At 50.5% G+C, this 26,919-nt stretch carries 25 protein-coding genes, 2 tRNA genes and 2 other annotated features (1 of these 29 running past the window's edge); of the genes, 6 read left to right on the top strand and 21 right to left on the bottom strand.

Translation table 11 applies throughout. The annotated features are described in order from the left end of the window. Nucleotides 1–189 (bottom strand) — a binding site (T-box leader); it reaches 88 nt to the left of the window's first position. A gap of 108 nt (nt 190–297) precedes the next feature. From abc-f to leuB, 9 genes are all read right to left on the bottom strand, one after another. Further along, nucleotides 298–2,166 (bottom strand): ribosomal protection-like ABC-F family protein, encoded by a 1,869-nt coding sequence (gene abc-f / locus BMX45_RS06920; protein ID WP_090909061.1) that lies wholly within the window; start codon nt 2,164–2,166, stop codon nt 298–300. Between the two features lie 604 nt (nt 2,167–2,770). After that, nucleotides 2,771–2,841: transfer RNA gene (locus tag BMX45_RS06915), tRNA-Gly, on the bottom strand. 78 nt (nt 2,842–2,919) lie between these two features. Further along, nucleotides 2,920–2,993 (bottom strand) — tRNA-Pro (locus BMX45_RS06910). Between the two features lie 182 nt (nt 2,994–3,175). Beyond that, nucleotides 3,176–4,141, bottom strand: coding sequence for an aldolase catalytic domain-containing protein (locus BMX45_RS06905; protein ID WP_090909060.1), 966 nt, complete (start codon nt 4,139–4,141; stop codon nt 3,176–3,178). A 78-nt stretch (nt 4,142–4,219) separates the two neighbouring features. Beyond that, complete coding sequence (locus BMX45_RS06900) at nt 4,220–5,737, bottom strand: leucyl aminopeptidase (RefSeq protein WP_090909059.1); 1,518 nt, start codon at nt 5,735–5,737, stop codon at nt 4,220–4,222. Nucleotides 5,738–5,815: 78 nt separating this feature from the next. Next, on the bottom strand, nt 5,816–6,940 hold the full coding sequence (locus BMX45_RS06895; protein ID WP_009593063.1) for an ATP-binding protein: 1,125 nt from the start codon (nt 6,938–6,940) through the stop codon (nt 5,816–5,818). Nucleotides 6,941–7,266: 326 nt separating this feature from the next. Next, nucleotides 7,267–7,674 (bottom strand): hypothetical protein, encoded by a 408-nt coding sequence (locus BMX45_RS06890; protein ID WP_036672645.1) that lies wholly within the window; start codon nt 7,672–7,674, stop codon nt 7,267–7,269. A gap of 276 nt (nt 7,675–7,950) precedes the next feature. Then, nucleotides 7,951–8,490 carry a peroxiredoxin gene (locus tag BMX45_RS06885; RefSeq protein ID WP_009593058.1) on the bottom strand — a complete coding sequence of 180 codons (540 nt, stop codon included), beginning with the start codon at nt 8,488–8,490 and terminating at the stop codon, nt 7,951–7,953. Between the two features lie 173 nt (nt 8,491–8,663). Further along, nucleotides 8,664–9,740: a 3-isopropylmalate dehydrogenase gene (gene leuB, locus BMX45_RS06880; RefSeq protein ID WP_009593065.1), complete on the bottom strand. Its 1,077-nt coding sequence runs from the start codon at nt 9,738–9,740 to the stop codon at nt 8,664–8,666. A 252-nt stretch (nt 9,741–9,992) separates the two neighbouring features. On the opposite strand from leuB, the gene BMX45_RS30955 reads away from it, so the two are divergent. Then, nucleotides 9,993–10,217 (top strand): hypothetical protein, encoded by a 225-nt coding sequence (locus BMX45_RS30955; protein WP_139212437.1) that lies wholly within the window; start codon nt 9,993–9,995, stop codon nt 10,215–10,217. A 312-nt stretch (nt 10,218–10,529) separates the two neighbouring features. On the opposite strand, the gene BMX45_RS06875 is transcribed toward BMX45_RS30955, so the two are convergent. Next, nucleotides 10,530–11,297, bottom strand: a complete 768-nt coding sequence (locus tag BMX45_RS06875) for a hypothetical protein (RefSeq protein WP_090909058.1) — start codon at nt 11,295–11,297, stop codon at nt 10,530–10,532. 137 nt (nt 11,298–11,434) lie between these two features. On the opposite strand from BMX45_RS06875, the gene BMX45_RS06870 reads away from it, so the two are divergent. Further along, nucleotides 11,435–12,415: an aldo/keto reductase gene (locus BMX45_RS06870; protein WP_009589355.1), complete on the top strand. Its 981-nt coding sequence runs from the start codon at nt 11,435–11,437 to the stop codon at nt 12,413–12,415. Between the two features lie 268 nt (nt 12,416–12,683). Here BMX45_RS06870 and BMX45_RS06865 read toward each other — a convergent pair whose 3' ends face one another. The 4 genes from BMX45_RS06865 to ilvB all read right to left on the bottom strand — a co-directional run bounded on the left by BMX45_RS06865 (nt 12,684) and on the right by ilvB (nt 17,773). Then, a complete protein-coding gene (locus BMX45_RS06865) occupies nt 12,684–14,222 on the bottom strand; it encodes a 2-isopropylmalate synthase (protein WP_090909057.1) in 1,539 nt (512 codons plus the stop codon). Between the two features lie 164 nt (nt 14,223–14,386). Beyond that, nucleotides 14,387–15,379 carry a ketol-acid reductoisomerase gene (ilvC, locus tag BMX45_RS06860; RefSeq protein WP_036639716.1) on the bottom strand — a complete coding sequence of 331 codons (993 nt, stop codon included), beginning with the start codon at nt 15,377–15,379 and terminating at the stop codon, nt 14,387–14,389. Nucleotides 15,380–15,543: 164 nt separating this feature from the next. Then, the gene (ilvN, locus tag BMX45_RS06855; RefSeq protein ID WP_009589349.1) at nt 15,544–16,029 is read right to left on the bottom strand and encodes an acetolactate synthase small subunit; all 486 of its coding nucleotides are present in this window, start codon (nt 16,027–16,029) and stop codon (nt 15,544–15,546) included. Nucleotide 16,030: 1 nt separating this feature from the next. Further along, the gene (gene ilvB, locus BMX45_RS06850) at nt 16,031–17,773 is read right to left on the bottom strand and encodes a biosynthetic-type acetolactate synthase large subunit (protein ID WP_090909056.1); all 1,743 of its coding nucleotides are present in this window, start codon (nt 17,771–17,773) and stop codon (nt 16,031–16,033) included. Between the two features lie 609 nt (nt 17,774–18,382). On the opposite strand from ilvB, the gene BMX45_RS06845 reads away from it, so the two are divergent. After that, nucleotides 18,383–18,832 carry a GNAT family N-acetyltransferase gene (locus tag BMX45_RS06845; RefSeq protein ID WP_015737151.1) on the top strand — a complete coding sequence of 150 codons (450 nt, stop codon included), beginning with the start codon at nt 18,383–18,385 and terminating at the stop codon, nt 18,830–18,832. Here BMX45_RS06845 and BMX45_RS06840 read toward each other — a convergent pair whose 3' ends face one another. The 5 genes from BMX45_RS06840 to BMX45_RS06820 form a co-directional block, all read right to left on the bottom strand. After that, the gene (locus BMX45_RS06840) at nt 18,833–19,177 is read right to left on the bottom strand and encodes a hypothetical protein (protein WP_090909055.1); all 345 of its coding nucleotides are present in this window, start codon (nt 19,175–19,177) and stop codon (nt 18,833–18,835) included. 204 nt (nt 19,178–19,381) lie between these two features. Then, nucleotides 19,382–19,741, bottom strand: coding sequence for a 50S ribosomal protein L20 (gene rplT / locus BMX45_RS06835; protein WP_006212255.1), 360 nt, complete (start codon nt 19,739–19,741; stop codon nt 19,382–19,384). A gap of 30 nt (nt 19,742–19,771) precedes the next feature. Then, entirely contained in the window at nt 19,772–19,972 is a 201-nt protein-coding gene (gene rpmI / locus BMX45_RS06830; RefSeq protein WP_007127239.1) for a 50S ribosomal protein L35, read from the bottom strand. Nucleotides 19,973–19,998: 26 nt separating this feature from the next. Next, nucleotides 19,999–20,493, bottom strand: coding sequence for a translation initiation factor IF-3 (infC, locus tag BMX45_RS06825; protein ID WP_009589332.1), 495 nt, complete (start codon nt 20,491–20,493; stop codon nt 19,999–20,001). Between the two features lie 51 nt (nt 20,494–20,544). Then, nucleotides 20,545–20,691 (bottom strand) — a sequence feature (ribosomal protein L20 leader region). A gap of 80 nt (nt 20,692–20,771) precedes the next feature. Next, nucleotides 20,772–22,010 (bottom strand): glycosyltransferase family 2 protein, encoded by a 1,239-nt coding sequence (locus tag BMX45_RS06820; protein ID WP_009589322.1) that lies wholly within the window; start codon nt 22,008–22,010, stop codon nt 20,772–20,774. Between the two features lie 666 nt (nt 22,011–22,676). Between BMX45_RS06820 and BMX45_RS06815 the strand changes: the two genes are divergently transcribed. Then, nucleotides 22,677–23,804 (top strand): MGDG synthase family glycosyltransferase, encoded by a 1,128-nt coding sequence (locus tag BMX45_RS06815; protein ID WP_090909054.1) that lies wholly within the window; start codon nt 22,677–22,679, stop codon nt 23,802–23,804. A 118-nt stretch (nt 23,805–23,922) separates the two neighbouring features. On the opposite strand, the gene trmB is transcribed toward BMX45_RS06815, so the two are convergent. Both trmB and BMX45_RS06805 read right to left on the bottom strand, forming a co-directional pair. Beyond that, entirely contained in the window at nt 23,923–24,636 is a 714-nt protein-coding gene (gene trmB, locus BMX45_RS06810) for a tRNA (guanosine(46)-N7)-methyltransferase TrmB (protein WP_090909053.1), read from the bottom strand. A 190-nt stretch (nt 24,637–24,826) separates the two neighbouring features. Continuing rightward, on the bottom strand, nt 24,827–25,009 hold the full coding sequence (locus tag BMX45_RS06805; protein ID WP_015737155.1) for a hypothetical protein: 183 nt from the start codon (nt 25,007–25,009) through the stop codon (nt 24,827–24,829). A 311-nt stretch (nt 25,010–25,320) separates the two neighbouring features. On the opposite strand from BMX45_RS06805, the gene BMX45_RS06800 reads away from it, so the two are divergent. Both BMX45_RS06800 and BMX45_RS06795 read left to right on the top strand, forming a co-directional pair. After that, on the top strand, nt 25,321–26,274 hold the full coding sequence (locus tag BMX45_RS06800; RefSeq protein WP_090909052.1) for a tRNA modification radical SAM protein MnmL/YtqA: 954 nt from the start codon (nt 25,321–25,323) through the stop codon (nt 26,272–26,274). Continuing rightward, nucleotides 26,274–26,864 carry a tRNA 5-(aminomethyl)-2-thiouridylate-methyltransferase MnmM gene (locus BMX45_RS06795; RefSeq protein ID WP_090909051.1) on the top strand — a complete coding sequence of 197 codons (591 nt, stop codon included), beginning with the start codon at nt 26,274–26,276 and terminating at the stop codon, nt 26,862–26,864. Before BMX45_RS06800 ends, BMX45_RS06795 begins: the two co-directional genes overlap by 1 nt. Nucleotides 26,865–26,919 lie beyond the last annotated feature (55 nt).

The following is a 26,919-nucleotide window of genomic DNA, read 5'->3' as shown; positions in this document are numbered from 1 at the left end:
TCATCATGCTCACTTGACCGACGTAACGAATCGGACCCGTTATCCCCTACTCAACCGGCGGGCTGCCGTGTTCAGGGAACTGCTCCGGAGCGAACTTCACCAGCCTGATTCTTTGAGGGACACTCTCAATCCACGGCATCCCTTCCCTGTAAAGAGGCACTGGCTACTTTTCTCCATCCATGCATTTAGAACTTATGCAAATATATAGGGTTTATTATATGCAACCTTTCGGCATATGGCAAGTTTCATTTCCCCATTTTAACCTCATCGGGCCGATATTAATCGAGATCCTTGGACTTAATCCGACAAAAGCCCGGCAAGCTCGGCCCGCAGCTCTCTAATTTCGGCAAGCCAGCTTGCCTCATCCCCGGCCTCAAGTCCATCAGCGGATAACCCCAGCAATTCCTGAATCCGGTACTCAAGCGCCATTCGGCGATTGTCCTTCTCCGTATCTCCCTTGATCACCCCGGTTCGCGCAGCCTGTTCCTCCTCCTCGCCGACGCTTCCCTCGAACCATGCGGGAGCTTCCCCAGGCTTCAGCGTAAGCAGCCGGTTCGCGATTTTGCGCACCAAATACCGGTCATGCGATACAAGCGCGATGGCCCCCGGAAAGCTTACGAGCACCTGTTCAATCACCTCTCGGGTATCCACGTCCAGGTAATTCGAGGGTTCATCCAGTACGAGGAGATGCGCCCCGCTGAAATACAGCTTGAGAAAAGCCGTTCTGCACTTCTCCCCCATGCTGAGCTGTCCCATCTTCTTAAACACGTCGTCTCTCCTGAAGAGAAACGATCCCAGCAGGGTACGCGCACGGCTCTCCGTCATGCCGGGAATGACAAGAAGACTGTCCAGCAGCGTGGTTTCCGGTTCAAGCCCCTCAAGCTCCTGCGAAAAATAGCCGATCTTGACGGAAGGATTCCGGGTAATCCGGCCTTCCTGCGGATCGATCTCCCCCAGCAGCAGCTTGAGCAGCGTCGTTTTTCCGCTTCCGTTGGGGCCTCTTATGGCGAGCCGGTCCCCGCGGTTTAGATAGAAGGTGAGTTTATTAAAAAGCCGTTGATCTCCGTATCCAAAACAGATGTCCTTCACTTGGACCAGGGTTCGGCCGCCGAATGCCTCCCCTTCCAGCTCCATGTTCAGCTTGGGCCCGCTGCGCGGCTTATCCACCCGCTCGGCTTCCAGCCGTTCCAGTGCTTTTTCCTTGGCATGGTATCTGGAGATGTTCTTCTTCGCTTTGGCCTTGTAGAAACTGGCGGTGATCTTGACTTCATTCACGTCCCCGGCCGCGTTATGCGCTTTATGGAACCATTCCTCGTATCTTCGGATCGACTCCTCAAGCGCCTTGCGGGCCAGCTCCTGCTTGCGATAGAGCGTCTCCTGCTCGCGTTGCTCGCGTTCCTTTTCGCGCCGGTAATCCGTGTATCCTCCCCGGTAACGCCGGAGTTCCTCCGACGTCAGCTCACAGACCGCTGTCGCCACCTGGTCAATGAATTCCCTGTCATGGGATACAAACAGCACCGTTCCTTTATAGGTCGACACCAGCCACTGCTCCAGCCAAACCAGGCTTTCACTGTCCAGATGGTTCGTCGGCTCGTCAAGCAGCAGAAATTTCGGGGCCGACACCAGGAGCGCCGACAGCATCACCTTCGTTTTCTGGCCTCCGCTCAGCTCGCGATAGGACACCGGCCACACCTCCGGCCCGATGCCCAGCATCGTCATCGCTTTCTCCACCTCGGTCTCCCACTGGAAACCGTTCCGGGATTCATAACGCTCCAGCAGATTGCCATATAACTCTAGCAGCTGCTCCATTTCCGCTGCGCTGCCGCCATTCATCCGCTGCTCGATTCCCGCAAGCCGAAGCTTCAGCTCCCATAACGTAGGATGACTGCGGCTGCGCACCGTATCGATCGCACTCATATCGCCTTCCTCCGGTTCATCCTGCTGTCTCAGCCAGCCCCAGCGCTCTCTTGGAAGGATCGCCTCCACAACGCCGGAGGTCGGCTCAAGCTCACCGGCCAGGATGGAGAGGAGCGTTGTTTTGCCTGTACCGTTGCGCCCATACAGCGCGATCCGCTCTCCTTCGGCCACTTCCAGCTGAATGCCTTCTAACAGCGGCTTTCCTTGAAGTTCCATGCTGATATCCTTCGCTTTTAGAATCATTGTCATATAGCCTCATCCTCTCTCTGTGAAAAACATCAAAAACCGCAGGCGATGGCCTGCGGCGGTTGTCATGAGAGAGGATCGTTTGGATCTGAATAACGGGACGAATGCGCGCCACTGCTCAATTCTTCGGCTGTTCATTCCAGGCCAGCCCTGACGGGTATTGAGATGAAATGTCCTTACCCTTCGCCCGTCAACAAAAGCAGCACTCGGTTCCGTATATGTGATTGGTATCGTATCAGAGTACCGTTTCCGGCATAACAAAAAGAGGTACCCCAGTCACATTGTTCAGACACGCCAAATCTCTCCCTCTACCGCCGTAGAGAAACGCCTGCAAAACCACATGCAGTTGTTTTAGAGAAAAGGGTGTCTTACTTCATTGGACTAGGTTACCTCGCATTCTTGGAATGAAATTATGGCCATTATAACAGATATTTCTAAAATGTAAAAGGGCTATCTGCAGAGCCTGCATCCTATAACATTCAGAGTTCCTTGATTTCTCAAGGATTTACTACTTTGCCCCGTCTAAGATAACAAGCAGCTTCTGCAGCCAGTTATGCAATGAAGCAACAAAAAAACCCTTGATACCAAGGGTTTCCATGTAACTATAAGCGGGTGATGGGAATCGAACCCACGCTACCAGCTTGGAAGGCTGGAGTTCTACCATTGAACTACACCCGCATATCCACCTACAAAAGTGCCGCTATGCTTTGGAGCATATGCCGATTACTTTTTGCGAGGCCCTAAATCATAAGCGAATCGGGACGACACGATTTGAACATGCGACCCCCTGGTCCCAAACCAGGTGCTCTACCAAGCTGAGCTACGTCCCGATAATCAACATATTGTCTTTTGAAGACAAAAATAAATATACCATGCGTGACAAGCAATTTCAACATGTATTTTATGGAAAATGCATTCTTGGGCACTAGAAAGCAAACAGCACCCTTCCGAATGGGGAAAGATGCTGCACTTTCATACACTTATATAAGATGCAAAGACGCCCTAGTCATCCTTACTTCTTTTTGTCGAACGTCACTTCCGGCGTCGTCAATTTATCGTAAAAATCCACAATTTTGTCTTTATCGTCCGAAGCGCGAAGTGCCATAGCAGAGCGCGGATGTTCGTCCAGGGTGCCTGTAATCATGTAGGGCATGATGTAACCCCACTCCTCTTTTTCGCGAAGAGGGATCATGAAGCGCTCAATAATGTCCAGTACCGGGCGCAGCTCGTACTTCGTGCCTTTCAAATGGGTAACCAGAAGCTCGGTCGGACAGTTGCCGGCTGCACGGCCCATGCCGTACACGGACGCATCCAGAAGCTCAACGCCAAGGTCGGCGGCTACCAGTGTGTTGGAGAACGCCAGCTGCATATTGTTATGGGTATGAACGCCAAGACGTTTGTTCGGCAGATGCGTCTTGAACTTATTTACCAGGTATTCCATGTCTTTATGATCCAGGCTTCCGTAAGAATCGACGATGTATACCACATCCACGTCGCTCTCCCTGATCATCTCAAAGGCTTCCAGCAGCTCATTCTCCATCACGTTGGAGAGGGCCATAATGTTCAGCGTCGTCTCGTAACCGCGATCATGGAATGTCTGAACCAGCGCAAGCGCCTTATCCACGTCTTTGATGTAACATGCAACGCGGATGAGATCCAGCAGGCTCTCCTCGCGCGGCAAAATATCATCCTCATCTACCCGGCCGATATCGACCAGTGCGGACAGTTTGGTTTTACCTTTATGGGGAATAACTTCTCGAAGGAATTCATCATCCAAAAAACGCCACGGGCCGGCTTGATCAGCGCCTTTTAGGAGCTTAGGCGAATTTTTATAACCGATTTCCATATAGTCCACGCCAGCCTCATTCAGGCCTGCATATAAATTTTGCACGAATTCTACGCTAAAATCCCAGTTGTTCACCAATCCGCCATCGCGAATGGTACAGTCTACAATCTTTGTCTGACTACTCTTAATCATTCTAAGCTAAACTCCTCTCGGCAATTTTCTCTTCATCATACTTGAATGCCGGTTGAAAAGTAAAGCATAACATGTGCATCAATCCTTGACGGCCTCGGCGTCTCTGAGTATCCAGTCGCTGATGGTTCGGACGAGCACGCCGGTTGCCCCTCTGGAATCCACGCCCCGCTCCTTGGACAAGTAAGCCGTACCTGCTATGTCAAAATGAACCCAAGGCAGCCCGTCAGCAAACGTACCCACAAAAAGACCGCCCGTGATCGTCCCGCCTTCTCGCCCAGTTTGATTTCGCAAATCCGCCACCTCGCTCTTCAATTTATCCCAAAACTCCGGATAGGATGGGAGCGGCCATATTTTTTCGCCGGCCCTACGGGAAGAAGCGATAAGCTCCTGCAAAAAGGTTTCGTCATTGGTTACGGCCCCGGTGGCGATATCCCCAAGCGCCGAAACGACCGCCCCGGTCAACGTGGCCACATCAATCAGGCGCGAAGCACCGAGCTGTTTGGCATGGGTTACTCCATCCGCGAGCACGATGCGGCCCTCGGCATCCGTGTTCAGCACTTCGACGGTACGGCCGCTCAGCGTCGTCACGATATCGCCGGGTTTAAAGGCGCCGCCGCTCATCACGTTCTCCGCAGACGGGATCACCATCACGACATTCGCCTTGGGGCGAATACGCCCGAGAGCCTCCATAACGCCAAGCACTGTAGCCGCCCCGCCCATATCGCTGATCATATCCTCCATTCCGGCTGCCCTCTTCAGCGAAACGCCGCCGGTATCAAATGTGATCCCCTTGCCGACCAGGCCGATCACATCGTCCCATGTCTCCCGTCCCTGATAACGGATCGTAATCATGCGCGGCGGATGTATGCTGCCTTTCCCTACGGCCAAGAGGCCGCCCATTCCTTTCTCGACCATGGCTTCCTCATCCAGGACCTGTGCTTCGAAGCCGTACCGCTTCGCCAGCTGAAGCGCCTTCTGGGCCAAGTCTTCCGGTAACAGTTTATTGCCGGGAAGGTTCGTCAAATCTCGTGCCAGGCAGGTTGCTTCTCCAATCGCTTGGCCCAGCGACATGCCTTCCTTCCACGCGGCTTCAAATTCCGCTTCCGTATTTCCTTCTATAAAATAGAGGATTTCTTCTAAATCCGTACGTTCGGAAGCATCGCGTTTATAATGCGGTTTCCGGTAGCTTCCCAGGATAAATCCCTCGGTTAAAGCCTGAGCAGCGTCGCGGGGCGTCTGTTCGGCGGTGAAGCTGACCATCGTATGCGGAATTTGAATCGCCGCGCTGCGTATTCCCGATTTTACGGCCGCCTTAGCTGCTTGAGCCGCAACCAAACGCAGCTGCTCGGATGTCAGGATCCCTTCGGGACGGCCTACCCATATTAACAGGCGCGATCCGCTCGAAATGCTCTCCGGCCATACGAGTGACCGGTTGACGGTGCCGTCGAACAGCCGGTTATCCGCCAACTGCTTTAATAGCGGATCCCAGGCCGCGGAAATGCCGCCCTCCTTCGCTTGTTTTTTAGTAACGGGAACGATGATGGCATCCGCTTGTACTTGCCCGGCTGTTAAATTGCTTTCATATGTCCATTTCATGTCTCTTCTCCTCCTAAAAAAGAAAAAGCCATTCCATTGGAACAGCTGCTCTTGTATTCAAATCGGTTGCATATCCTCTCAGACTTCCGACACGTCCAGCTTGGGAAACGTGATCACAAACTCGGTCCCAGCCCCAACCTGGCTATCCACGGCAATGGTGCCGCCATGGTTTCGGATGATGCTGTAGCTCACGGACAATCCAAGTCCCGTGCCGCTCTCTTTCGTCGTAAAAAAGGGATTAAAGAGGTGGTTCAGCGTATTCTGATCCATGCCGCCCCCGTTATCCGAGATACAAATGTTAATATGTTTGCCCGTGTCACGGGCTGAAATATCAATCATCCCGGTAATGTTCTCGTCATGATGCTCATTTATGGCGTCGAGGGCATTTTTAATAATATTCAGAATCACCTGTTTGATCTGCTTGACATCAACGGAAATAAACGCAGGTGGGGTCTTATCGGTATGTAGATTGATCTGGCATCCCTTCATCAAGGCTTCGCTCTCTGTTAATAGAACAACTTCCTTCAATAATGAGGATACGGATACAATCTTGGTCTCTGGAGCCGAGGGTTTGGAGGAATTGAGAAATTCGTATATAATATCGTTTGCGCGATCGATCTCCGTTAGTATGATTCTGGCATACTCGTCCTTTCCCAAACTTACGAGATGCGGACGCAGCAGCTGGATAAAGCCTCGAATGGATGTCAGCGGGTTTCGGATTTCATGGGCAATGGAAGCCGAGATTTTTCCCAGCATGGCCAGTTTATCGTTCTGATAAGCGGTTTGCTCAATTCGTTTGAAATCCGATACATCCTTCACGCTGATCAGAAAATCGCCTTCCATTTGGTCCCCATACGTCATCGTGATCAGCCACGATCTGCCGAATTCATCAACCAATTCATGGAATCTTCGGCGATGGAATACCGTTTCCCGAAAAATGCGAAGTATTTTTTTCTTCTTGAATCTGGAGAGCTGGGGATGACGCAATAGCTGGGTCAGCGTACAGCCTGTCAGCGATTTACGGGATACGCCTAACAGTTTTGCCATCTGCACGTTAACAAATGCCAACACTCCATCACTATCAAAGAGGATAATCCCGCTGTCGAGATTCTCCAGTATGTTCTCATACTTGTTCCTAATAAGCTGACTGGAATGAAATGAACGAATTGCCTGCAGCTCAGATTCACGGATTTGACTCAACAAGATGGCTCCCCCTTTTCTTGAAAAGTTGAACTCACCAAACCGACAAAAAACATGCGAAAAAAATGAGCTTGTCCGCCTCTGAATCAGAAGCAGCCCGAATCTGCTTCCTTCCATGATAGTCATCGAAACAAAGAATCGTCAATCAGAAATCCTGTCGAAAAATGGATAATTGCATAAAAATACCATTGTCATTACTTATGTATTTTGGTTTATGTAATTGATATAACATCCGTCATTGCACAGCTAATGTAAGTAATTACCCAAATCCGCTTGATTTGAAACATTAAAAAAGCCCCGGGCATTCACGAGGCTTTATTAATCCCTAATTAAGGCTGCTTCTGGAGTCGGAGCCTGCGCTGGCTCATCACGGCAAGCCGTCTTTTCAGTTCGCCCTGCCACTTCTCGTCCTCCATCCATTTGGCAACCACCAGGAGATCCAGCGACATATCAATCTGACTCTGAACAACCGTGAGCGGATCCTCCGACTCCCGATTGATCACATTCTCAAAAATGGCATCCTCATCTTCCATCACGTAATCCTGAAAATCCACCTGGGATGCACCGTCACCATGGGCATATTCAGCCAATATCTCATACTCATTCTCAACCCGATGATGAACCTCGACGCGATGGCAGACCGGACAAGACAGTAGGGGAACATTATGTACTTGAGTGCGATAATGCTTCAGTGTACCCTTTGTACCCATCATACTAGCCCCACAGCAAAAACTCATATCGTTCACCCTCCTTTTGTGGATTCTCAATCGTTTCAATATTGTATTCGCTTTCAGGCAGGCTAATTCCTTCATGAAAAAAACCTTGATTTAAAATTTTGGCATGATTTCCTAATCATAAGCCGGCCAACCTATTTATTTAATTATATATTAACGCAAGCGCGGTTTCCTAAACAAAAGTCTTCCCCTATTTCATCCAATAAAACCAGAGTGAAAAAACCCCCATTACCTGCAAGTAATGTCAGGTAATGAGGGTTGCTATTTCATAAAATAAAATTACAGGTTGCTGTCGCCCGGCTTCCAGTTCATTGCGCACAATCCGCCGGATTGCAGTGCTTGAAGCACGCGAAGCGTTTCTTCTACGCTGCGGCCAACGTCGTTATGGTTAACAACTTGATATTTCAATTCGCCTTCTGGATCGATGATGTACAGGCCGCGCAGAGCAACGCCTTCTTCTTCGATCAGAACGCCGTAGTCTCTAGCTACGTTCTTGGTGATGTCGGAAGCCAGCGGGAAGTTCAATGCTCCCAGACCGTTAGCTTCTTTAGCTGTGTTGATCCAAGCTTTGTGGCTGTGAATCGAGTCAACGCTCACACCCAGAATTTCCGTATCCAATGCTTTGAATTGATCGTAAGCATCGCTGAGAGCCGTGATTTCAGTTGGGCATACAAAAGTGAAATCCAGCGGATAGAAGAAGAATACGAGCCATTTGCCGCGGTAGTCGGACAGGCTGACTTTACCAAAATCTTTACCGTCTCCTGATACAGTTTCCATTGTGAAATCAGGAGCCGCTTTACCAACCAAACGTTCTGCCATGATTGAATTCCTCCTTAACATATGTAAGAAAATACGTGTATTTTCTACATGGTATGTTCTATGAACATTTAATAGAAATGTTATCATCGAGGCTAATCAAAGTCAAGATTGTAGACGTTACTTTATTATAATTATTATAAATAAGAAGTTTTCTTGAACGCACGCTTCTTCTATTAACGGATAGCCGCGGCAATCAAATCGCCCATCTCCGTGGTGCTGAGCGCCTTGCTTCTATCAACGGCAATGTCTGCCGTCCGGTGTCCTGCATCAAGCACCTCGGCAACTGCGCGTTCAATGGCGTCAGCCGCATCCTCGTATCCGAACGTCAGGCGATACATAAGCGCTACGGAAAGAATCGTTGCGATCGGGTTCGCCAAGCCTTGGCCGGCAATGTCCGGAGCCGAACCGTGTACCGGCTCGTACAGACCGAAAGCTCCTTCGCCCATGGATGCGGATGCCAGCATGCCGATGGATCCTGTCAGCATGGCTGCTTCGTCGCTCAGAATGTCACCGAACATATTCTCGGTTACGATGACATCAAAGCTGGACGGGCGGCGCAGAAGCTGCATTGCGCAGTTGTCTACCAGCACGTGCTCCAGCTCGACGTCCGGATATTCAGGAGCGATGCGGTTTACGGTTTCGCGCCACAAGCGGGACGTTTCCAGCACGTTCGCTTTATCGACGGAAGCCAGCTTCTTCCGGCGCTTCTGTGCAATCTCGAAGGCTTGATGCACGATGCGCTCTACCTCGGCGGTATTGTATACGCAGGTATCTACCGCTTCTTCTCCGCCTGCACCTTCGCGTCTGAACTTCTCGCCGAAGTATATGCCTCCCGTCAGTTCACGAACAACCATCAAGTCGGTTCCTTCCAGAACCTCAGGCTTCAGTGTGGATGCATCCTTCAAGCAGTCAAAAATGACGGCCGGACGCAGGTTCGAGAACAGGCCAAGCTCTTTGCGGATGCCGAGCAATCCGGTTTCCGGGCGAAGCTCCTTCGAGTTGTTGTCCCATTTCGGTCCGCCTACCGCACCGAGCAATACCGCATCGGCGCTTTTGCATACGCTCAGCGTTTCTTCCGGGAGCGGCGTTCCTTTCTCGTCGATCGCAATGCCGCCAAACAACGCATGTTCCGTCGTGAATGAAAGTCCGAATACCTCTTCGGTACGCTTAATGATTTTCTCCGCTTCCGCCACTACCTCAGGACCGATGCCGTCTCCCGCGATTACCGCGATTTTTTTCGTTTCTGCCATCCTTTGTCACTCCTTATTTATATATACACTGGTCGTATTTAATCATCTAGTTACTGTTGTAACATACTTTCCCCTTGATTGACCAAGATATAGAAACTATGAACTTAATTCGTTTTGCCTATAAGTAGGGGGAATGTGATCAGGGAGACGGCGTCATAGAAGTTGTACAGAAGCTCGAAGAGCTAATTTCGCGAGAGCGACTTAATGCGAGTAAGGCCTAAGGCGAGTAAGACTTAATGCGAGTAAAGCTTCGTGGGTGCTTTATGCGTGGTCTACTTGTACAGGAGCGGCTTTAGCGAGAGCAGCTTTATGCGAGAGCAGTTCATGCGAGAGCAGTTCATGCGAGAGCAGTTCATGCGAGAGCAGTTTATGCGAGAGCAGTTTATGCGAGAGCTTCGAAGAGTTAATGCGGGAAGCTCCGAGTACGTATCGTTCCTCCAATCGCTGTTGTCGCCGAATTTCTGGATTATATGTTAGGGGTTGAAATTCGGCTCCAAAGGCGACCGCTCCGCTTTTCCGGAATCGATTCGTCCTCTCCGCTGCTTCGAAGCTAATGGATTGGCAGGTCACTGGAGAAGAGCACATCTCCCTGACCACAAGGGTGGTGGGGGGGAGAAGAGCCGCCCTATGCAAAATGATTGGGCGGCTCTTGAAGGTAACATCCGGAGGGTAACAACTTAAAGAGATTCTTGGTTGGTCCTAGTCTTTGTAGGTAGAGGAAGGAAAAAGGAGCAGGAACGAGACTAGCTGTAGGAACAAGGATATGGTATCGAAAAGGAGGGAGCAGAATTAGGAAGCTGATTGTAATAATTCGTTAAAATCTGGAGCCTGAATGGAATGCTTCTTCTGGAAATCGTTGAACAGCTTTTCCTGTAGCTCATAATAGCTGTCCATCCCCTTCGTGCTCTCGTCGGACAGAATATTTGCGATTAATCTACTGTTGTACAATGAGGTTTCGTAATCCTCATACACCTCCGCACTGTTCCAAAACTCTTCTTCCGTCTTACCCGAAATGCGAATTCGGTTCTCCATGATGTAAAGAATCAACCGGTGGTTGTCGTCATTGGGATCAGCTTCATCCAGCGCTGCTTTTTGAAATTCGATTTCCTCACTGACTTCTTTGGGCGTTACGACCACGCCCGACTGTCTGGCGTAATTCGCCGTTAGTTGCGTGATGACCATATCTTTCAGTAATGCGGCATCGGAAGGAATTTCTTTCACTTGGTTTAGGGCAAATATTAAGTCTCTGTTTATCCTCGCCAGAACAAATTCGCTCAGCGATATCTTCACGTCCTCTTTATCTACAACCCAAGTTGGGCTAGGATGATTTTGTAATTTGTCTTGAAGCACTTTCACCGAATCAAAGGTTTCCCTAATGATTTGTTTGTTACTTTCCGTTAGCGATATGGATTGAAGATTGGTCAGGTCAGACATGGTTTCCTTGAAATCAGTATCGACAGCAGTCTTGGGCTCTGTTTGGTTGCAAGCGCTGATCATCAACGCCGAGGTTAACACAACAAGCAATGAAAGTATCCTGAAAGGAACTAATCGATTCATCCTACCCCTCCTCGTAAAATCAGTCCCTATCCATACTAACGTTTCCAGAACGCCGTTAGTTACATTTTTCTGCCAATACGCTACAATAGGGGTGAATTTGCCTTATACCCTAAACGACCAAGGAGTGATCATCGATTATGAAGTACGCAGCTCTAGGTAAATCCGGCATGAAAGTAAGTCGTCTGTGTTTGGGGACGATGAATTTCGGTCCTGCCACGGATGAAAAGGAAGCCTTTCGCATCATGGATGCAGCGCTTGACGCCGGCGTCAATTTCTTTGATACGGCGAACATCTACGGCTGGGGCGAGAATTCCGGCCTGACCGAAACCATCATCGGACGTTGGTTTAACCAAGGCGGAGGCCGCCGCGAAAAAGTCGTTTTGGCTACTAAATTCTACGGTTCCATGAGTGATCCTCTGGATGGCCCCAACAATGAAGCCGGGCTGTCGAGCTATAAACTTCGCCGTCATCTCGAAGGGTCGCTGAAGCGTCTGCAGACCGACCATATCGAGCTGTACCAAATGCATCACGTCGATCCTTCCGTCACTTGGGACGAGCTGTGGGGCGCTTTTGAGGTTGCGGTTCATCAAGGAAAAATCGGATATGTCGGATCCAGCAACTTTGCCGGCTGGCAGATTGCGGTTGCGCAGGCCGCGGCCCAGAGCCGTCACTTCCTCGGTCTCGTTTCCGAGCAGCACAAATACAGCCTGACCTGCCGGTTGCCGGAACTCGAAGTGCTCCCCGCTTCACAGCAGTTGGGTCTCGGCGTGATTCCTTGGAGTCCGCTGGACGGGGGACTGCTGGGACGCAATGCCCTTAAAAAAATCGAGGGCTCGCGCAGCGGAGGCAATGCCGAGCGCGTAGAGAAGCACCGCGCGCAGCTGGAACAGTTTGCCGCTCTCTGCCAAGAACTTGGCGAACCGCAGGATAACGTCGCTCTTGCCTGGGTGCTGAAGAACCCCGCCGTTACCGGACCGATTATCGGACCGCGTACGCTGGAGCAATTCGAAAGCTCCCTGCGCTCGCTTGAGATCGAACTCGATGAATCCGTGATGAAGCGCTTGGATGAAATATTCCCGGGTCCGGGCGGCGCCGCTCCGCAGGCCTACGCCTGGTAAGATGCGGACTCCGCATCGACGCCCAAGCGAAACCCTGTCTTATCTCGTTGTTCAGCTGCTTCAATCCGGTATCGGCGCACCGCTATGAGGCCGTTTAAACCTCGATGCTAGTGTCTTGATACCTGCATTCCACGTCTGGCCACACGTCTGACCCACAGTTTAATAAAGCAAAAAAAGAGGGGCCGCTTCAATAGCGGCCCCTCTTTTTTTATGGCATGCACCTTCAGCGCTCATGCGGAGAGCAGAGCTTCCGCCACGCCAAGAATGATTACAGCGTAGCGCGCTCGCGCCTGCTAAACGTTTTGCGTTTCTCGATCAGAACGTTCACCGCATCGACGTAGGCTCGTGCGCTCGCTTCCAGAATGTCGGTACTCAAGCCGCGGCCTTGCGCGGCCACGTCATTTTGGGACAGCACGACATGCACTTCACCTTGGGCATCCTTGCCGTGCGTTACGGACTTGATGGAATAATCCGCAAGCGTAACCTCTTCTCCGGTCACCTTGTCGATCGCGTTATAGATCGCGTCCACGGAACCGTTGCCCTCGGCCTCTTCTTCAATCGTTTGATCTTCTGTCGCAATGCGCACCCGCGCCGTCGGCGTTGATTCGTTGCCGTAAGCAACAAAGATCGTTTCCAGCTTGAAGACCTCCGGCGTATCGATCAGTTTCTCCTCCAGCAGAGCCAGCAGATCCTCATCGGATACTTCCTTCTTCTTGTCGGCCAGCACCTTGAATTTGGCGAATGCGTCATTCACCTGTTCTTCGTTCAGCTCATAACCCAGATCCAGCAGCTTCTCCCGGAAAGCATGGCGGCCGGAATGTTTGCCTAATACCAGCTTGCTTTCTTTAAGTCCGATGGACTCCGGGGTCATAATTTCGTAGGTTGTCTTCTCCTTCAGCATACCGTCCTGGTGAATACCGGATTCATGGGCGAATGCGTTCGCGCCGACAATCGCTTTGTTGCCCGGCACAACCATCCCGGTCAGCTTGCTCACAAGGCGGCTCGTGCGGGCGATTTCGGTTAAGGCCAGCCCCGTCTTCGCTCCAAAGAATTCGGAACGCGTCTCGAGCGCCATCGCAATTTCCTCGATCGCGGTATTGCCTGCACGTTCACCGATTCCGTTGATCGTGCCTTCGATCTGATCGGCCCCGTTCAGAATGGCGGCAAGGGTATTCGCCGTGGCCATGCCCAGATCGTTATGGCAGTGCGCACTCAGCTGAACCTTCTCGATATCCGGAACATTTTCCTTCAAGTATTTGAAGATGGCCCCGTATTCCGAAGGGTTCAAATATCCCACGGTATCCGGAATGTTCACGACATTGGCGCCTTCGCGCACTGCCATGGCGACGACCTCGGCCATGAAATCCAGCTCGGTCCGGCCCGCATCCTCCAGGGAAAATTCCACTTTGGAAAAATACTTCTTAGCGTAACGGATCGAAGCCTGCGCCGTTTCCAGCACCTGCTGCTTCTCCATCCGCAGCTTGAACTTGCGGTGAATCGGCGAAGTGGCCAGGAACACGTGAATGCACGGGTCCTGGGCGCCTTGAAGCGCTTCGCGAACCGCATCGATGTCATTTTCTCTGGAGCGTGACAATCCAATGACCGTAACGTCCTTAACCGCGCGTGCCACTGCATTCACAGCTGCAAGGTCACCGGGTGACGCCGCTGGAAACCCTGCTTCCATGCGGTCGATTTTTAACTTTTCGAGCTGAAGGGCGATTTCCACCTTTTCCCGAGTGTTCAAATTCACGCCAGGAGACTGCTCACCATCTCTCAGCGTTGTATCAAAGACATAAATCTTTCGCATGTCGGCACCTCCTTGAAGTTTATCTCATGACGTAAACATCCGGCGGCAGTTGATAGAATCCCCTGCCGCCGGCTGCTTAATCTGACGGGTCCGGGCAGCAGCATCATCATCTCATGCCGGTCTGCCCCAAACCCCGAAGAATTCCTTATGAATTCTATATATTCTTATTTTTTGATCCAATGCATCATTTCGCGAAGCTCTGCACCCACCACTTCGATCGGATGCTCGGACTCGTTGCGGCGAGTAGCTGTCAGGAAAGCGCGTCCCGATTGGTTCTCAAGGATAAAGTCGCGGGCGAATTTACCTTGTTGAATATCGGACAGGACTTCTTTCATTGCCTTCTTGGTATCTTCGGTTACCACGCGAGGGCCTGTTACATAGTCGCCATACTCCGCCGTGTTGCTGATGGAGTCGCGCATGCTTGCTAGACCGCCTTCATAGATCATGTCCACGATCAGCTTCAGTTCATGCAGGCACTCGAAGTATGCCATTTCCGGCGCATATCCGGCTTCGGTCAACGTTTCGAAACCTGCTTTGACCAATGCGGATACACCGCCGCACAATACCGCTTGCTCACCGAACAAGTCTGTTTCGGTTTCTTCGCGGAAGGAAGTTTCGATAACGCCTGCGCGAGTACAGCCGATGCCTTTTGCATAAGCAAGACCGATCGCCTTAGCTTGTCCAGTCGCGTCTTTCTCGATTGCGATCAATCCAGGTACGCCAAAGCCTTCAACGTACGTACGGCGAACCATGTGACCCGGGGATTTCGGAGCAACCAGAAGAACGTCGTTGTCCTTAGGAGCTACGATTTGACCGAAATGAACGTTGAAACCGTGGGAGAACATCAGTGCCGCGCCTTTTTTCAGGTTTGGCTCGATATCGTTTTTGTACACCGATGCTTGCGTTTCGTCCGGCATCAGGATTTGTACTACATCCGCACGGCTAACGGCTTCCGCTACAGGGAGTACTTCGAAACCGTCGTTTTTCGCTTTGTCGAACGATTTGCCTTCACGAAGACCAATGACAACCTGAAGTCCGCTGTCGCGCAGGTTTTGCGCTTGGGCATGACCTTGGCTTCCGTAGCCGATAACCGCGATTGTTTTGTCTTTCAGCACGCTGAGTTCTGCATCTTGTTCATAATAAGTAGTAATTGCCATTTGTATAAGTCCTCCTTTGATTTTAAAGACCCTTCATGATGAGCGGGTATCTCAATAGACCGCTGCTTACCCGATCTGCTGAGACACCCGCTCATGCCATGCAGGTGTCTAACGCTTATATTGCAATAACTTTGTCATCGGATAAAAAGAATAATGTTACATCATTACGCGTTGCCGCGAATCATCGCGGTAACCCCGGTGCGGGAAAGCTCCTGGATGCCATAAGGCTTAAGCAGCTCGATCATCGCATCGATTTTGACGGTATCGCCGACAACCTGAACCATCAGGTTGGTCGTGCCGATATCCACGACGGATGCGCGGAAGGTCTCGACAACGCCCATAATTTCCGGTCTTGCCGACGGCTCGGCTTTTACTTTGATCAGGGCGAGCTCCCGGGCAACCATCGGCTTCGAGCTCAGATTGATGACTTTAATGACATCGATCAGCTTGTAAAGCTGCTTCTCTACCTGCTCCAGCGTCGTTTCGTCTCCGGTGGTTACGATCACCATCCGGGACAAGCCGATTTCCTCCGACTGCCCCACGGTAATGCTCTCGATGTTAAAGCCCCGGCGTCCGAATAATCCGGATACGCGCTGCAGGACACCCGGCTGGTCGTTTACTAGTACGGCAATGGTATGTTTTGTACTCATCTTACGCATCCCCCATCAGCATTTGATCGATTGTCGACCCTTGCGTCACCATCGGATACACGTTCTCGCCCTTCTCAACAACGAATTCAACGAGGACGGGTCCTGGTGTTTCCATCGCTTCGGCCCAAGCACGCTGAGCTTCTTCTTTCGTCGTGGCGCGAAGTCCTTTGACACCGTAAGCTTCGGCCAGCTTGACGAAATCAGGGCTGCCTGCCAGATCGATGTGGCTGTAACGGTTATCGTAAATCAGTTCCTGCCATTGTCGAACCATGCCGAGCACTTGGTTATTGATGACAACGATTTTCACCGGAATGTTGTTGATGGCGCAGATGGCCAGTTCTTGCGAACACATCTGCATGCCTCCGTCTCCGTTGATCGAAATGACCAGGCGGTCCGGATGCGCCATCTGTGCCCCGATCGCGGACGGGAATCCGAAGCCCATCGTTCCGAGTCCGCCGGAGGTGATCCAGGAACGCGGCTGGTTGAACTTGTAATACTGCGCGGCCCACATTTGGTGCTGACCAACATCAGTCGTTACAATGGCTTCGCCCTTCGTGGTATCGTTCAGCATTTCGATAACCCATTGCGGCTTCAGCACCGTATCCGAATCGACGTAACGGAAAGGATACTCGGCTTTCCATTTGCGGATCTGGTCTCTCCACGCGTCTGCTTTCGCAGCGTACGAAACGATCGGGTTCAGCATCTCAAGCACCGTCTTCACGTCACCGACAATCGGAATATCGGTCGGCACGTTCTTGCCGATCTCGGCCGGGTCAATGTCGATATGAACGATCTTCGCGTGAGGCGCGAATCCGTCAAGCTTGCCGGTAACCCTGTCATCAAACCTTGCCCCGATGTTGATCAGCAGATCAGACTGCTGAATACCATGGTTCGATGTGTAGGTTCCGTGCATGCCCGGCATTCCTGTCCACAGATCGTTACCTGTCGGGAAGGCGCCAAGGCCGAGAAGCGTCGTCGTGATCGGAATCCCGGTTTTGTTCACGAATTCGTACAGTCCTTCATGAGCACCGGAGTAAATCACGCCGCCGCCGGCAAGAATCATCGGACGCTCGGCCTCCTCGATCGCGCGGGCCAGTTTATCCAACTGAAGTTTGTTCGGCACCGTCCGAGGATTATATCCTCTCAGCTGAATTCGCTCTTCCGGCTGGAACAGCGTGGTTGCCGCCGATACATCCTTCGGAATGTCGATCAACACCGGTCCTTTGCGGCCGGTTGAGGCGATATGGAAGGCCTCGTGTATCACCCTTGGCAGATCCTTAACATCCCTTACCAGATAGCTGTGTTTCGTAATCGGCATCGTGATGCCTGTAATATCCGCTTCTTGGAAAGCATCCGTGCCGATCAGGGTTGTTGCAACGTTACCGGTAATAACAACGAGCGGAACGGAATCCATGTAAGCTGTTGCGATACCGGTCACAAGGTTCGTTGCCCCCGGTCCTGAAGTTGCTATGCATACGCCGACTTTGCCGCTTGCGCGGGCGTAACCGTCAGCGGCATGAATGGCACCTTGCTCGTGTCGGGTCAAGACATGGTTGAAATCCTTAAAACCATACATCGCATCGTAGATATACAGGACGGCTCCGCCCGGATATCCGAAGACGCACTCGACACCTTCGAGCAGAAGACTCCGAAGCAAGATTTCCGAACCGGTAATCACTTCAGGCTTCAACCATTTCTCTCGTAATTGTTCTGTAGACCGCACTTCTGGAGTTTGCGCGCTCATCAGTCATCCTCCTCTCAAATATTGGCACTCTTCTCTTTCATCCATGATTCAAGCAACAAAAAAACCTTTCGTCGCCACACCCGGAGTATCTCCGTGTGAGGGACGAAAGGTTTAGCTTCCGTGGTACCACCCATATTTGCCCTACACCTCGCAGTGCAGAGCCTCAGCAGGTATGAAGAACGCATGAACACAGGTCTTCAATATCTGCAGTCCGTAACGCGGACTAAGACGATTCCCCCTAATAAACGCTGTTACGACTTAATGCGATAAAGTCATAGCGTAGCATCTTTCAGGGAAACAGCTCCGAGGTGAGCTCGTATAAAAGGGGTTTTGGTGGTGGTTTCAGCTGATCCATCCACTCTCTGAGCAAAAGAGCCCTTTAAACTTCGTCCTCATCATTGCCGATTGGATATGTTCGTTAAAATGTTTAGAAACATTATATGATTCATTCAATCCAGAAGTCAACACATTTATTTTACTTCCGATGAAAGGTTTTCATTCGCAAAGGGCGCAATTCCTCCGCCGCCTTGAAGCAAAACACCCTATGAAACCCTGCTACATATGATAAATGGAGCAGACTTAACCGCGGTGAAGGGAGGAAACAACACGATGATCCGTTACCGAAAACCGGACCAGGATGATCCGATGATTCTGCAGCTCATCGAGTCCCAACTCGTCCCGCTTTCCCATATGACCAAAAAAGAGCTGGACCTCATCCGCAAGGATATTCCCTCTCGTTTACGGCGCGGCGTGACCCTTGTCGCTTCGCCTCAGGATAACGAAAAAATCGTTGCTTTTATCCATTTCATGATGCACGGCGAGCTGCTGTATATCGATATGTTGGCCGTCGCATCCACCGCACAGCGAAAACGGTGGGGTGTCCGTTTGATGGAACATGCCGAACGTTTCGCTGTATCCCGCGGATGCAAACGTGCCAAAGTCATGGTGGACATCGGCAACCACACCGGCCTTCATTTTTACCGAAAGCTTGGCTATACGGTGACCAGAATGATCGAACCCAGCCGATGTTATGAGTTGGAAAAGATTTGGTTCCTCTAATTACCAGAAGAAGCCTGGCCCGAATCCTGGTCCAAAACCCGGTCCAAAGCCTGGTCCAAAGCCCGGCCCGAAGCCGCCGTAACCCGGTCCAAAGCCGCCAGGGTAGCCTCCAAACCCGCCGCCATATGCATAAGGGGCCGTACCAATGGCAAGAAGGTCAAACAACGCGAGCGGAATAATTGCCTTGGTTTTCACCTTTTTCCCCTTGGTTGCCGGTTCCACAAAAAGGCGGTTGCCGGAGACGCGTACCAGCTTGCCCGTCACCATAGTCCCGTCTTTCTTATACGCCACGATCTCTTTGCCCACATATGATTTCACTTTTGCCTTGCTGACAGGCTTGTGCATAAGATCCCTCCTCAGCTAATATACATTTCAATTTATTCCGGAAGGAGTTCCCTTGCTTGTTTCATGGCCCTCACGATAGCAAAAGATAGGCGATGCTCTTCATGAGCCGAGCACCCGCGCCGCCGAAATGATGTACGAAAGCGCGGGGACGCAAAATAAAAAAAACCGCCGTAATATTACGGCGGTTTTTTCATACACGTATAATTAAGCGTTCACTTTTTCTTTAGCTACAGTAGCCAAGGAATTGAACGCGTTCAGGTCATTCACAGCCAGATCAGCCAGCATTTTGCGGTTGATGTCCACGCCAGCAAGCTTCAGTCCATGCATCAATTTGCTGTAGGACAGACCGTTTTGACGAGCAGCCGCGTTGATACGAACGATCCACAATTTGCGGAAGTTACGCTTCGTATTGCGACGATCGCGGTATGCATAAACGAGGGATTTCATAACCTGCTCGTTAGCTGTTTTAAAAATGCGGTGTTTGGAACCAAAATAACCTTTCGCAAGCTTCAATACTTTTTTATGTCGACGACGAACGACAAATCCGCCTTTAACTCGTGCCATATCAAAAGACCTCCCAATAATTGTTGTTTACTATTTCAAGTTAGCCAGACCTTGCTTCAAACGTTTAACATCTCCAGGCGCCATGACAGGGCTATTGGACAATACGCGCTTCGCACGCTTGGATTTGTGGGAAAGCAAGTGGTTTTTGTAAGCTTTATAACGTTTAACTTTACCAGTACCGGTAATTTTGAAGCGGCCTTTCAGGCTGCTATGTGTTTTCATTTTAGGCATTGTAGTACTTCCTCCTCTAATTTCTCTTAGGCTTTTGGAGCCAAAATCATAATCATGCTGCGGCCTTCCAATTTCGGTTGACGCTCAATGACGCAGAGATCCGCCACTTCCGTTTTCACGCGCTCCAAGATCTTCTGACCGATGTTAGCATGGGTGATTTCACGGCCGCGGAAACGCACGGAGCATTTCACTTTATCGCCGTCTTTCAAAAACTTAACGACATTGCGAAGCTTGGTTTGATAATCATGCTCCTCAATGTTGGCTCGGAACCATACTTCTTTGATGTCCACAATTTTCTGGTTCTTCCGTGCTTCCTTCTCTTTCTTCTGCTGCTCATAGCGGAATTTACCGTAGTCCATGATGCGGCATACCGGCGGTTTCGCCTGAGGGGCCACGTTCACCAGATCCAGATTGAGATCAATTGCCATTTGCAGTGCTTCACGAATCGGCTTGATCCCGATTTGCTCACCTTCGGCACCAACCAAACGTACTTCTTTGGCCCGAATCTCGTCATTGATCATATGTTCCTTACTGATAGTCCTCCACCTCCAAATTACTTGTTGTTCCTGTTTGCAAAAAATAAAGGGATGACGGGTTAACCACCGACATCCCTATTTGATACTCATCTCACAAATGAAGTTGAATCCATTCATTGATTTCGTGATCAAACCAGCCAACGCATGTCGGTCAGGTGAGAAGCGGCGCTTCTGCTTGCAATCAGATATTCTGTTTAACAGACTAGGATAGTATAACAGGTCATCCTAACATCTGTCAACACAAATGGAATAAAAACTTTGGATTAGCCTTGTTTGCTCTGCACTTCTTCAAGGCGCACTACCCGGGTATGCTCCGTATGGCTCCACTGCTTGTTGTTCTGCGTGAAGAACGCGTATACCGTGATGGGATACCAAGACAGCAGATAAATCGGAAACAGCACCAGATACATGTATACCTTCTTATACTTCACCTTCTCCAGAATCATCGCAATCATGAACGTGAACACATTCGCCGCAATCGCCGTAAAGCTCAGCCACAGCGGTAAATAACCGTACAGGTTCGCGATGTTCGGACCATTGAAGAACGAGCTGTCAACCCAGATGATGGCCGTCAACAAGAAAGTCAGCAGCACGATGTAGACGTTGACTCCGTAAAGGGCCAAGTCCAGCTTCACAAGGCTGCGTTCCTTAATGGCACGCCACAGCAGCGGGAAGAAATAACGGCGGGCAACTGTAAAGTGACCCTGCATCCAGCGCAGACGTTGCCTGGCGGAGGCCTTAAACGTAAGCGGCTTTTCGTCGAATACCTTCGCGTCGTAATTAAACTTCGGATACACGCCGCGCATGACGCTGCGCATGGTGAACTCCAAATCCTCCACCAGACTGGTAGCACCCCAGCCGATCTCCTTCAAGAGATTGGTCTCGAAGCACATTCCCGTTCCGCCGAGGAAGTTGGCCATGTTCAGATTGCTGCGGGACAGCTGCCATAAGCGGTTGATATACCAGTAGGAAACCCCGTAAGAAGCGGTGATCCAAGAATCCTCTGGGTTCTTGGTATCGATATATCCCTGGATAACTCTCGCTCCAGAGCAAAGATCGTTGTTCATTTCATTCAAGAAATTCGGATCCGCCAGATTATCCGCATCAAACATAACGACCGCGTCATACTGGCGCGGCATCGCCCAGAGCTCTTTCAGCATCCATTCGATGGCATAGCCTTTGCCTCGAAGATTCTGATTCGTGCGCACGCAGGCGTTCATCCCGTGGGCACGGACGATCTCTGCTGTACGGTCTGTACAGTTGTCGCAAATGACAAATACGTCGTACAGATGTTTCGGATAATTAAGCTGTTTCAGGTTCTCCATTAATGCCCCGACAACCTGCTCTTCGTTATGCGCAGCAACTAACACTGCAAATGATTTATTGGGTTCAAACTGTTGTTTCTTCTTTCTTTTGACCAGACCAAACAAAGAGAATACGAACTGGTACACACCCACCGCGGCCAAGAATAGTTGGAGCGCGATAAAGATGGCGTCTGTCATGATTCTCCGTTACCCCCTTTTTATAACCCGAGAATGTTTGTTGTTTTTTCTCTCTAAGTTCTTCGCATTTTTGTTGTTGATATGACCCTGTGACTTGTGTCTGTCCTTCTAGTAGCCTCGGTGCCGCGGGGCAACTTCGCACGTCATACACGATTTTCCACACTTTTGAATCTTTTGTCAAAACCGTGGAATGCTCTAATTTACGGAAAAACTTCGTAAAAGAGCTCAGCTTGCATTCCCGTATGCCAGCAAGCTTCGTTTCAAACGGCTTTAGTTCTTATTTTCATCCGTTTTCTTGCTTTTTATTTCTCTTGGCTGCCCATTTTATCTTTTTCGACTTGTCCGCCAATAAATAAACGCAACAGACAACCAAAAAGTTTTCGTTTTTTCAGTGCTCTCTCTCTCTAATAAACTTTTTGACGTCCGTTTGAATCATTGTAGCGGCATCTCCTACTCAAGTCAAAAGACCACGGACCCTGATTTTCTACAAAATGCGCGCTGCTGGCTAACTCCTTAAGTAGCAAGGGTCCAGCGAGAAGCTTGCCGAATCAATTGGTCGTTTCCGGGACCAAAGTCCCTTGCCTACAAGGGGGAAGTGGTTGATTTCTCTTCCCAAAATCGATATGTTAAAGTTAAAGAATAACGCTGCAGAACGGGTGAAAAGTAGTGGCTAAAAAAAGAGTCTTGCTGTTATCTGAAGGGTTCGGTGCAGGCCATACACAGGCCGCTCATGCACTCTCCAGCAGCCTGCGCCAGTTGTCCCCTAGCGTACAGACCAAAGTTCTCGAGCTCGGGAGCTTCTTGAACCCTAAAATCGCTCCATTGATCATTTCGGCCTACAGAAAGACCATTACGACTCGCCCAAGACTGGTCGGGTACATGTACCGCCATCAAAAATCCTTTAACCGTTTTACTGCTTTAGCGCTTCACCGAATGTTCTATACAAGTACCAAGAACGTGGTCAGGCAGCTCCGACCCGACATCATTGTGTGCACCCATTTCATACCAAGTGCGGTTATCTCGCGTTTGAAACGGTTGGGCACTAATGTGCCCCTGTGTACCGTTATAACCGATTATGATGCTCACGATACATGGATCAGCCCTGAGGTCGACCGATATTTCGTGTCCACGCCGGAAGTGAAGCGAAAGCTGCTCAATCGCGGGGTTTCCCAAGCCAAAATTCAGGTCACCGGCATACCGATCCATCCCGACTTCTGGACGCATCCGAGCAAAGAGGAAATCCGGGAGCGGTTTAACCTGTCCGATATGCCTACCGTGCTGGTGATGGGCGGAGGCTGGGGCATCATGAATGACGAAGTTGTGCATGAATTTCTGACCCGATGGCGAGAAGAAGTCCAGATCATATTTTGCCTCGGCAACAATGATAAGGGACGCGAGGAGATGGAGAGCAATTCCAGGTTCCAGCATCCGAATATCCGGATATTGGGCTTTACGCGGGAGATCGACAAGCTGATGGAGGTGTCGGATCTGCTCGTTACGAAGCCCGGCGGCATGACATGCACCGAAGGCCTGGCCAAAGGAATTCCGATGCTGTTCCATCAGCCCCTTCCGGGACAGGAAGAAGAAAACTGCCAGTACTTCACGGCGCAGGGCTTGGGAGAGCCCATCCATTCCCTGGAGGTTCTGGGCAAATGGATGAACAAGCTGCTTCATCAATACGACCTGATCCAAGAACAACGGGCGCAAAACTTGCAGGACATCGAACGCTTTCATCCCATGCAAAGCGCCCGCAGCATCATCGACATGCTGGAAAACGAAAAGGTGTACTCCTGATAAGGAGCACACCTTTTTTGCTGCGTACGATCGCGAGCGTATCACCCGAATGGATAGATTTTCTTCTATTATAATACTTGTAAACGTTATCATAGAGAGAAACTATCACATTTAGATGCTATTTTCCGTATTTTTCAAGGCGATTCTGATGGTATGAAGCAAGGGCTTCCTTGCCTACAATCGCCTCGCAGCGATGAATTTGCATGCCCTGGCCGACGAATTTCGTTTCGTATTCTGTCATGACATGCTCTTCGTTCAACCCGTCGCGATGCAGATCCAGCGAAATGTTCGTCATTTGCAGACCATAATCGGCAAATGCATTCAGGGAGAATTCGAAGAGCGTGACCGAATCGGTCTTAAAATGGATATCCCCCCGCTCGTTCAGGATCCGGGAATACTTGTCCAGAAAACGCGGATGCGTCAGACGACGGCGTGCATGCTTTGTTTTTGGCCACGGATCGCTGAAGTTCAAATATAACCGTTCAATTTCGCCGGGCTCAAATACCTCCTCGACATTCTCGATATTAAACAGCGCCAGCTTCAGATTCGGCGGAGTATCGATTCCCTCCTGGGCCCAGACGTTGCGCCCCTTCTCGCTTGCGCGGCGAATCAGCTCGTCGTACATGTCGACGCCGATGAAATTCACTTGCTGATGCTTGTAACTCATCTGGCTTATAAATTGGCCCTTGCCCATGCCGAATTCGACATGGATCGGAAGGTCGTTGCCAAATAACGAAGCCCACTTCCCTCTATATTGACCGGGGTCCAAAACGACCAGGTCTTCCTGCTGCTCCAGATTTTCCCGTATACCTTTTCTTCCGCGTAAACGCATGTCATACCTCCGAAACTTTCCAAGTAAATTTAGAATGATATCCCGATACTGCATTTATTGTGACGAAGTTGATCCCAAAAGTAAAGAGCCCATAGAAAAAGGAACCTAGGCTCTGCTCAACGCAGAGGCTTTAGGTTCCTTTTTCTTATATTTGGAATTGGGGTTCCGCGATAGTTAAACTGTGAATAGTCTACCTTTCTTCCGACGTAAAATCAAACGTCTTCTCAAAGGCGGCCCGAATCTTGCGACGTGCCGAAGCCTTGACTCCCTGATCGGAGTTAAACTCCACGCCGGTAAGGGCTAGGGCTTCATTCGGGGTAAGCTCCACAGCGATTTTGTCTTTACTGTCATTCTTTACTGTCGATGAATTCATTCGTAATCACCTCACGGTATTATTGTATCCATGACGTCACACAAATATGAATCCTATCCGTTATATACCCATGCCAAAATTGCTTGAAACATCTTTTTATTTTTCTATTTTAAATATACCAATTATATGCAATCCATTCAAGTAACAACGTCTTAATTAGGCTTGAAGACCTGTATATAACGCAACCCTTTATTTTTTGTTACAATGGACGTAGCTGTTTCATTTAAGTAAAAGGCCAGTAAATTAGGGGCTGCCAGGGGCCTTGGCTGAACCTGTCTCAATTCAACTTAAGCGGTTATAAAGGAGCAAACATGAGCACACCACTTATACCTGCCCCGACCTTATGGGGCGACAAACGTTTTCATACATGGAATTACGAGATGCGCGGCCAATTCCAGGAGAAGGTATTCAAGGTTATGCTGGATGCCGGCTTTACATGTCCGAACCGTGACGGCACGATAGCCAAGGGCGGATGCACCTTTTGCAGCGCCCGCGGCTCCGGCGATTTTGCGGGAAGGCGGCGGGATGATCTCGTTACCCAGTTCAACACCATCCGTGACCGGCAGCACCAGAAATGGCCGAACGCCAAATATATCGGCTATTTCCAAGCCTATACCAACACGTATGCTCCGGTTGAAGAACTTCGCGAATATTATGAAGTTATTCTGCAGCAGCCGGGGGTTGTCGGTTTATCGATCGCCACACGTCCCGATTGCCTGCCTGACGATGTCGTGGAATACTTGGCGGAGTTGAACGAGCGAACCTATCTGTGGGTGGAGATGGGTCTGCAAACGATCCATGATTCCACTTCCGAGCTGATCAACCGGGCCCATGATACCGAATGTTATCTGGAAGCCGTCGAGAAGCTGCGCAAACATCATATCCGGGTCTGCACACATATCATTTACGGGCTTCCGCAAGAAGATCATGACATGATGCTTGCCACCGGCCGGGCGGTCTCCAAGATGGATGTGCAGGGAATCAAGATCCATCTGCTGCACCTTATGCGCAAGACGCCGATGGTGAAGCAATACGAAGCCGGGCTGCTGCGATTCCTGGAGCAGGACGAATACATCAGCCTTATCGTGGATAGCCTGGAGTTTTTGCCTCCGGAAATGATCGTCCACCGCCTTACCGGAGACGCTCCACGGGATCTCTTGATCGGACCGACGTGGAGTCTCAAAAAATGGGAAGTGCTTAACGGCATCGACGCCGAGCTTAAGCGCCGGAATACGTGGCAGGGTAAATTGTGGGAGGTATCCTGATGGGCTTTCTCTCGGTTTTGAGTTTTGCCCACAAACTGGTATCCGAAAGGCTCCGTCCCGGAGACATCGCGCTGGATGCAACCGCCGGAACCGGGGCCGATACGCTGTATTTAGCCAAATGCACGGGCTCCAAGGGCAAAGTGTATGCCTTCGATATTCAAGAGCAGGCGCTGCAGCTGACTCGGGAAAGGCTGGACAAGGAGCCGCCCGGCACCCTTGCGGAGGTTAGCCTTCTTCTTCAGAGCCATTCGCTTATGAGGGAGTGCGTACCTGAGATGGAGCACGGCCGCATGGGTGCGATCATGTTCAATCTCGGTTACCTTCCGGCAGATTCATCGGATAAACGGATCATGACGGAGACCGCCAGTACGCTCACGGCCCTGGAGGCTGCGATCGAGCTGCTCCGCCCCGGGGGCATTATCACCATCGTCCTGTATCCAGGCCACAAGGGCGGCGATGCCGAAGCGGACGCGGTCCAAGCTTGGGCCGGTGAATTGCCCCAGCACAAAGTGCAAACGATTTTGTATCGCGGCCTTCAGCGTTCCGAAGCGCCATATCTCATTGCACTGGAACGAAAGAAGCCGATATGATATAAGTTCTAGGAGAGGTACCGCACTTCACATCCATAGAATATTCCAAACATGA

Source organism: Paenibacillus sp. cl141a (assembly GCF_900109305.1).
GTDB lineage: Bacteria > Bacillota > Bacilli > Paenibacillales > Paenibacillaceae > Paenibacillus_AQ > Paenibacillus_AQ lautus_A.
The sequence above is the reverse complement of the archived record's forward strand: the minus strand, read 5'-3'. Positions and strand labels throughout refer to the sequence as shown.

Bases quoted from the DNA above. Each gene is read 5' to 3' on its own strand.
- BMX45_RS06890 (WP_036672645.1), bottom strand. From the start codon at position 7,674: ATGAGTTTTTGCTGTGGGGCTAGTATGATGGGTACAAAGGGTACACTG.
- rpmI (WP_007127239.1), bottom strand. From the start codon at position 19,972: ATGCCTAAAATGAAAACACATAGCAGCCTGAAAGGCCGCTTCAAAATT.
- BMX45_RS06865 (WP_090909057.1), bottom strand. From the start codon at position 14,222: ATGCGAAAGATTTATGTCTTTGATACAACGCTGAGAGATGGTGAGCAG.
- infC (WP_009589332.1), bottom strand. From the start codon at position 20,493: ATGATCAATGACGAGATTCGGGCCAAAGAAGTACGTTTGGTTGGTGCC.
- ilvB (WP_090909056.1), bottom strand. From the start codon at position 17,773: ATGAGCGCGCAAACTCCAGAAGTGCGGTCTACAGAACAATTACGAGAG.
- BMX45_RS06870 (WP_009589355.1), top strand. From the start codon at position 11,435: ATGAAGTACGCAGCTCTAGGTAAATCCGGCATGAAAGTAAGTCGTCTG.
- BMX45_RS06885 (WP_009593058.1), bottom strand. From the start codon at position 8,490: ATGGCAGAACGTTTGGTTGGTAAAGCGGCTCCTGATTTCACAATGGAA.
- BMX45_RS06905 (WP_090909060.1), bottom strand. From the start codon at position 4,141: ATGATTAAGAGTAGTCAGACAAAGATTGTAGACTGTACCATTCGCGAT.
- ilvN (WP_009589349.1), bottom strand. From the start codon at position 16,029: ATGAGTACAAAACATACCATTGCCGTACTAGTAAACGACCAGCCGGGT.
- BMX45_RS06845 (WP_015737151.1), top strand. From the start codon at position 18,383: ATGATCCGTTACCGAAAACCGGACCAGGATGATCCGATGATTCTGCAG.
- BMX45_RS06795 (WP_090909051.1), top strand. From the start codon at position 26,274: ATGGGCTTTCTCTCGGTTTTGAGTTTTGCCCACAAACTGGTATCCGAA.
- BMX45_RS06800 (WP_090909052.1), top strand. From the start codon at position 25,321: ATGAGCACACCACTTATACCTGCCCCGACCTTATGGGGCGACAAACGT.
- BMX45_RS06840 (WP_090909055.1), bottom strand. From the start codon at position 19,177: ATGCACAAGCCTGTCAGCAAGGCAAAAGTGAAATCATATGTGGGCAAA.
- leuB (WP_009593065.1), bottom strand. From the start codon at position 9,740: ATGGCAGAAACGAAAAAAATCGCGGTAATCGCGGGAGACGGCATCGGT.
- BMX45_RS06805 (WP_015737155.1), bottom strand. From the start codon at position 25,009: ATGAATTCATCGACAGTAAAGAATGACAGTAAAGACAAAATCGCTGTG.
- rplT (WP_006212255.1), bottom strand. From the start codon at position 19,741: ATGGCACGAGTTAAAGGCGGATTTGTCGTTCGTCGTCGACATAAAAAA.
- trmB (WP_090909053.1), bottom strand. From the start codon at position 24,636: ATGCGTTTACGCGGAAGAAAAGGTATACGGGAAAATCTGGAGCAGCAG.
- abc-f (WP_090909061.1), bottom strand. From the start codon at position 2,166: ATGACAATGATTCTAAAAGCGAAGGATATCAGCATGGAACTTCAAGGA.
- BMX45_RS06820 (WP_009589322.1), bottom strand. From the start codon at position 22,010: ATGACAGACGCCATCTTTATCGCGCTCCAACTATTCTTGGCCGCGGTG.
- BMX45_RS06875 (WP_090909058.1), bottom strand. From the start codon at position 11,297: ATGAATCGATTAGTTCCTTTCAGGATACTTTCATTGCTTGTTGTGTTA.
- ilvC (WP_036639716.1), bottom strand. From the start codon at position 15,379: ATGGCAATTACTACTTATTATGAACAAGATGCAGAACTCAGCGTGCTG.
- BMX45_RS06900 (WP_090909059.1), bottom strand. From the start codon at position 5,737: ATGAAATGGACATATGAAAGCAATTTAACAGCCGGGCAAGTACAAGCG.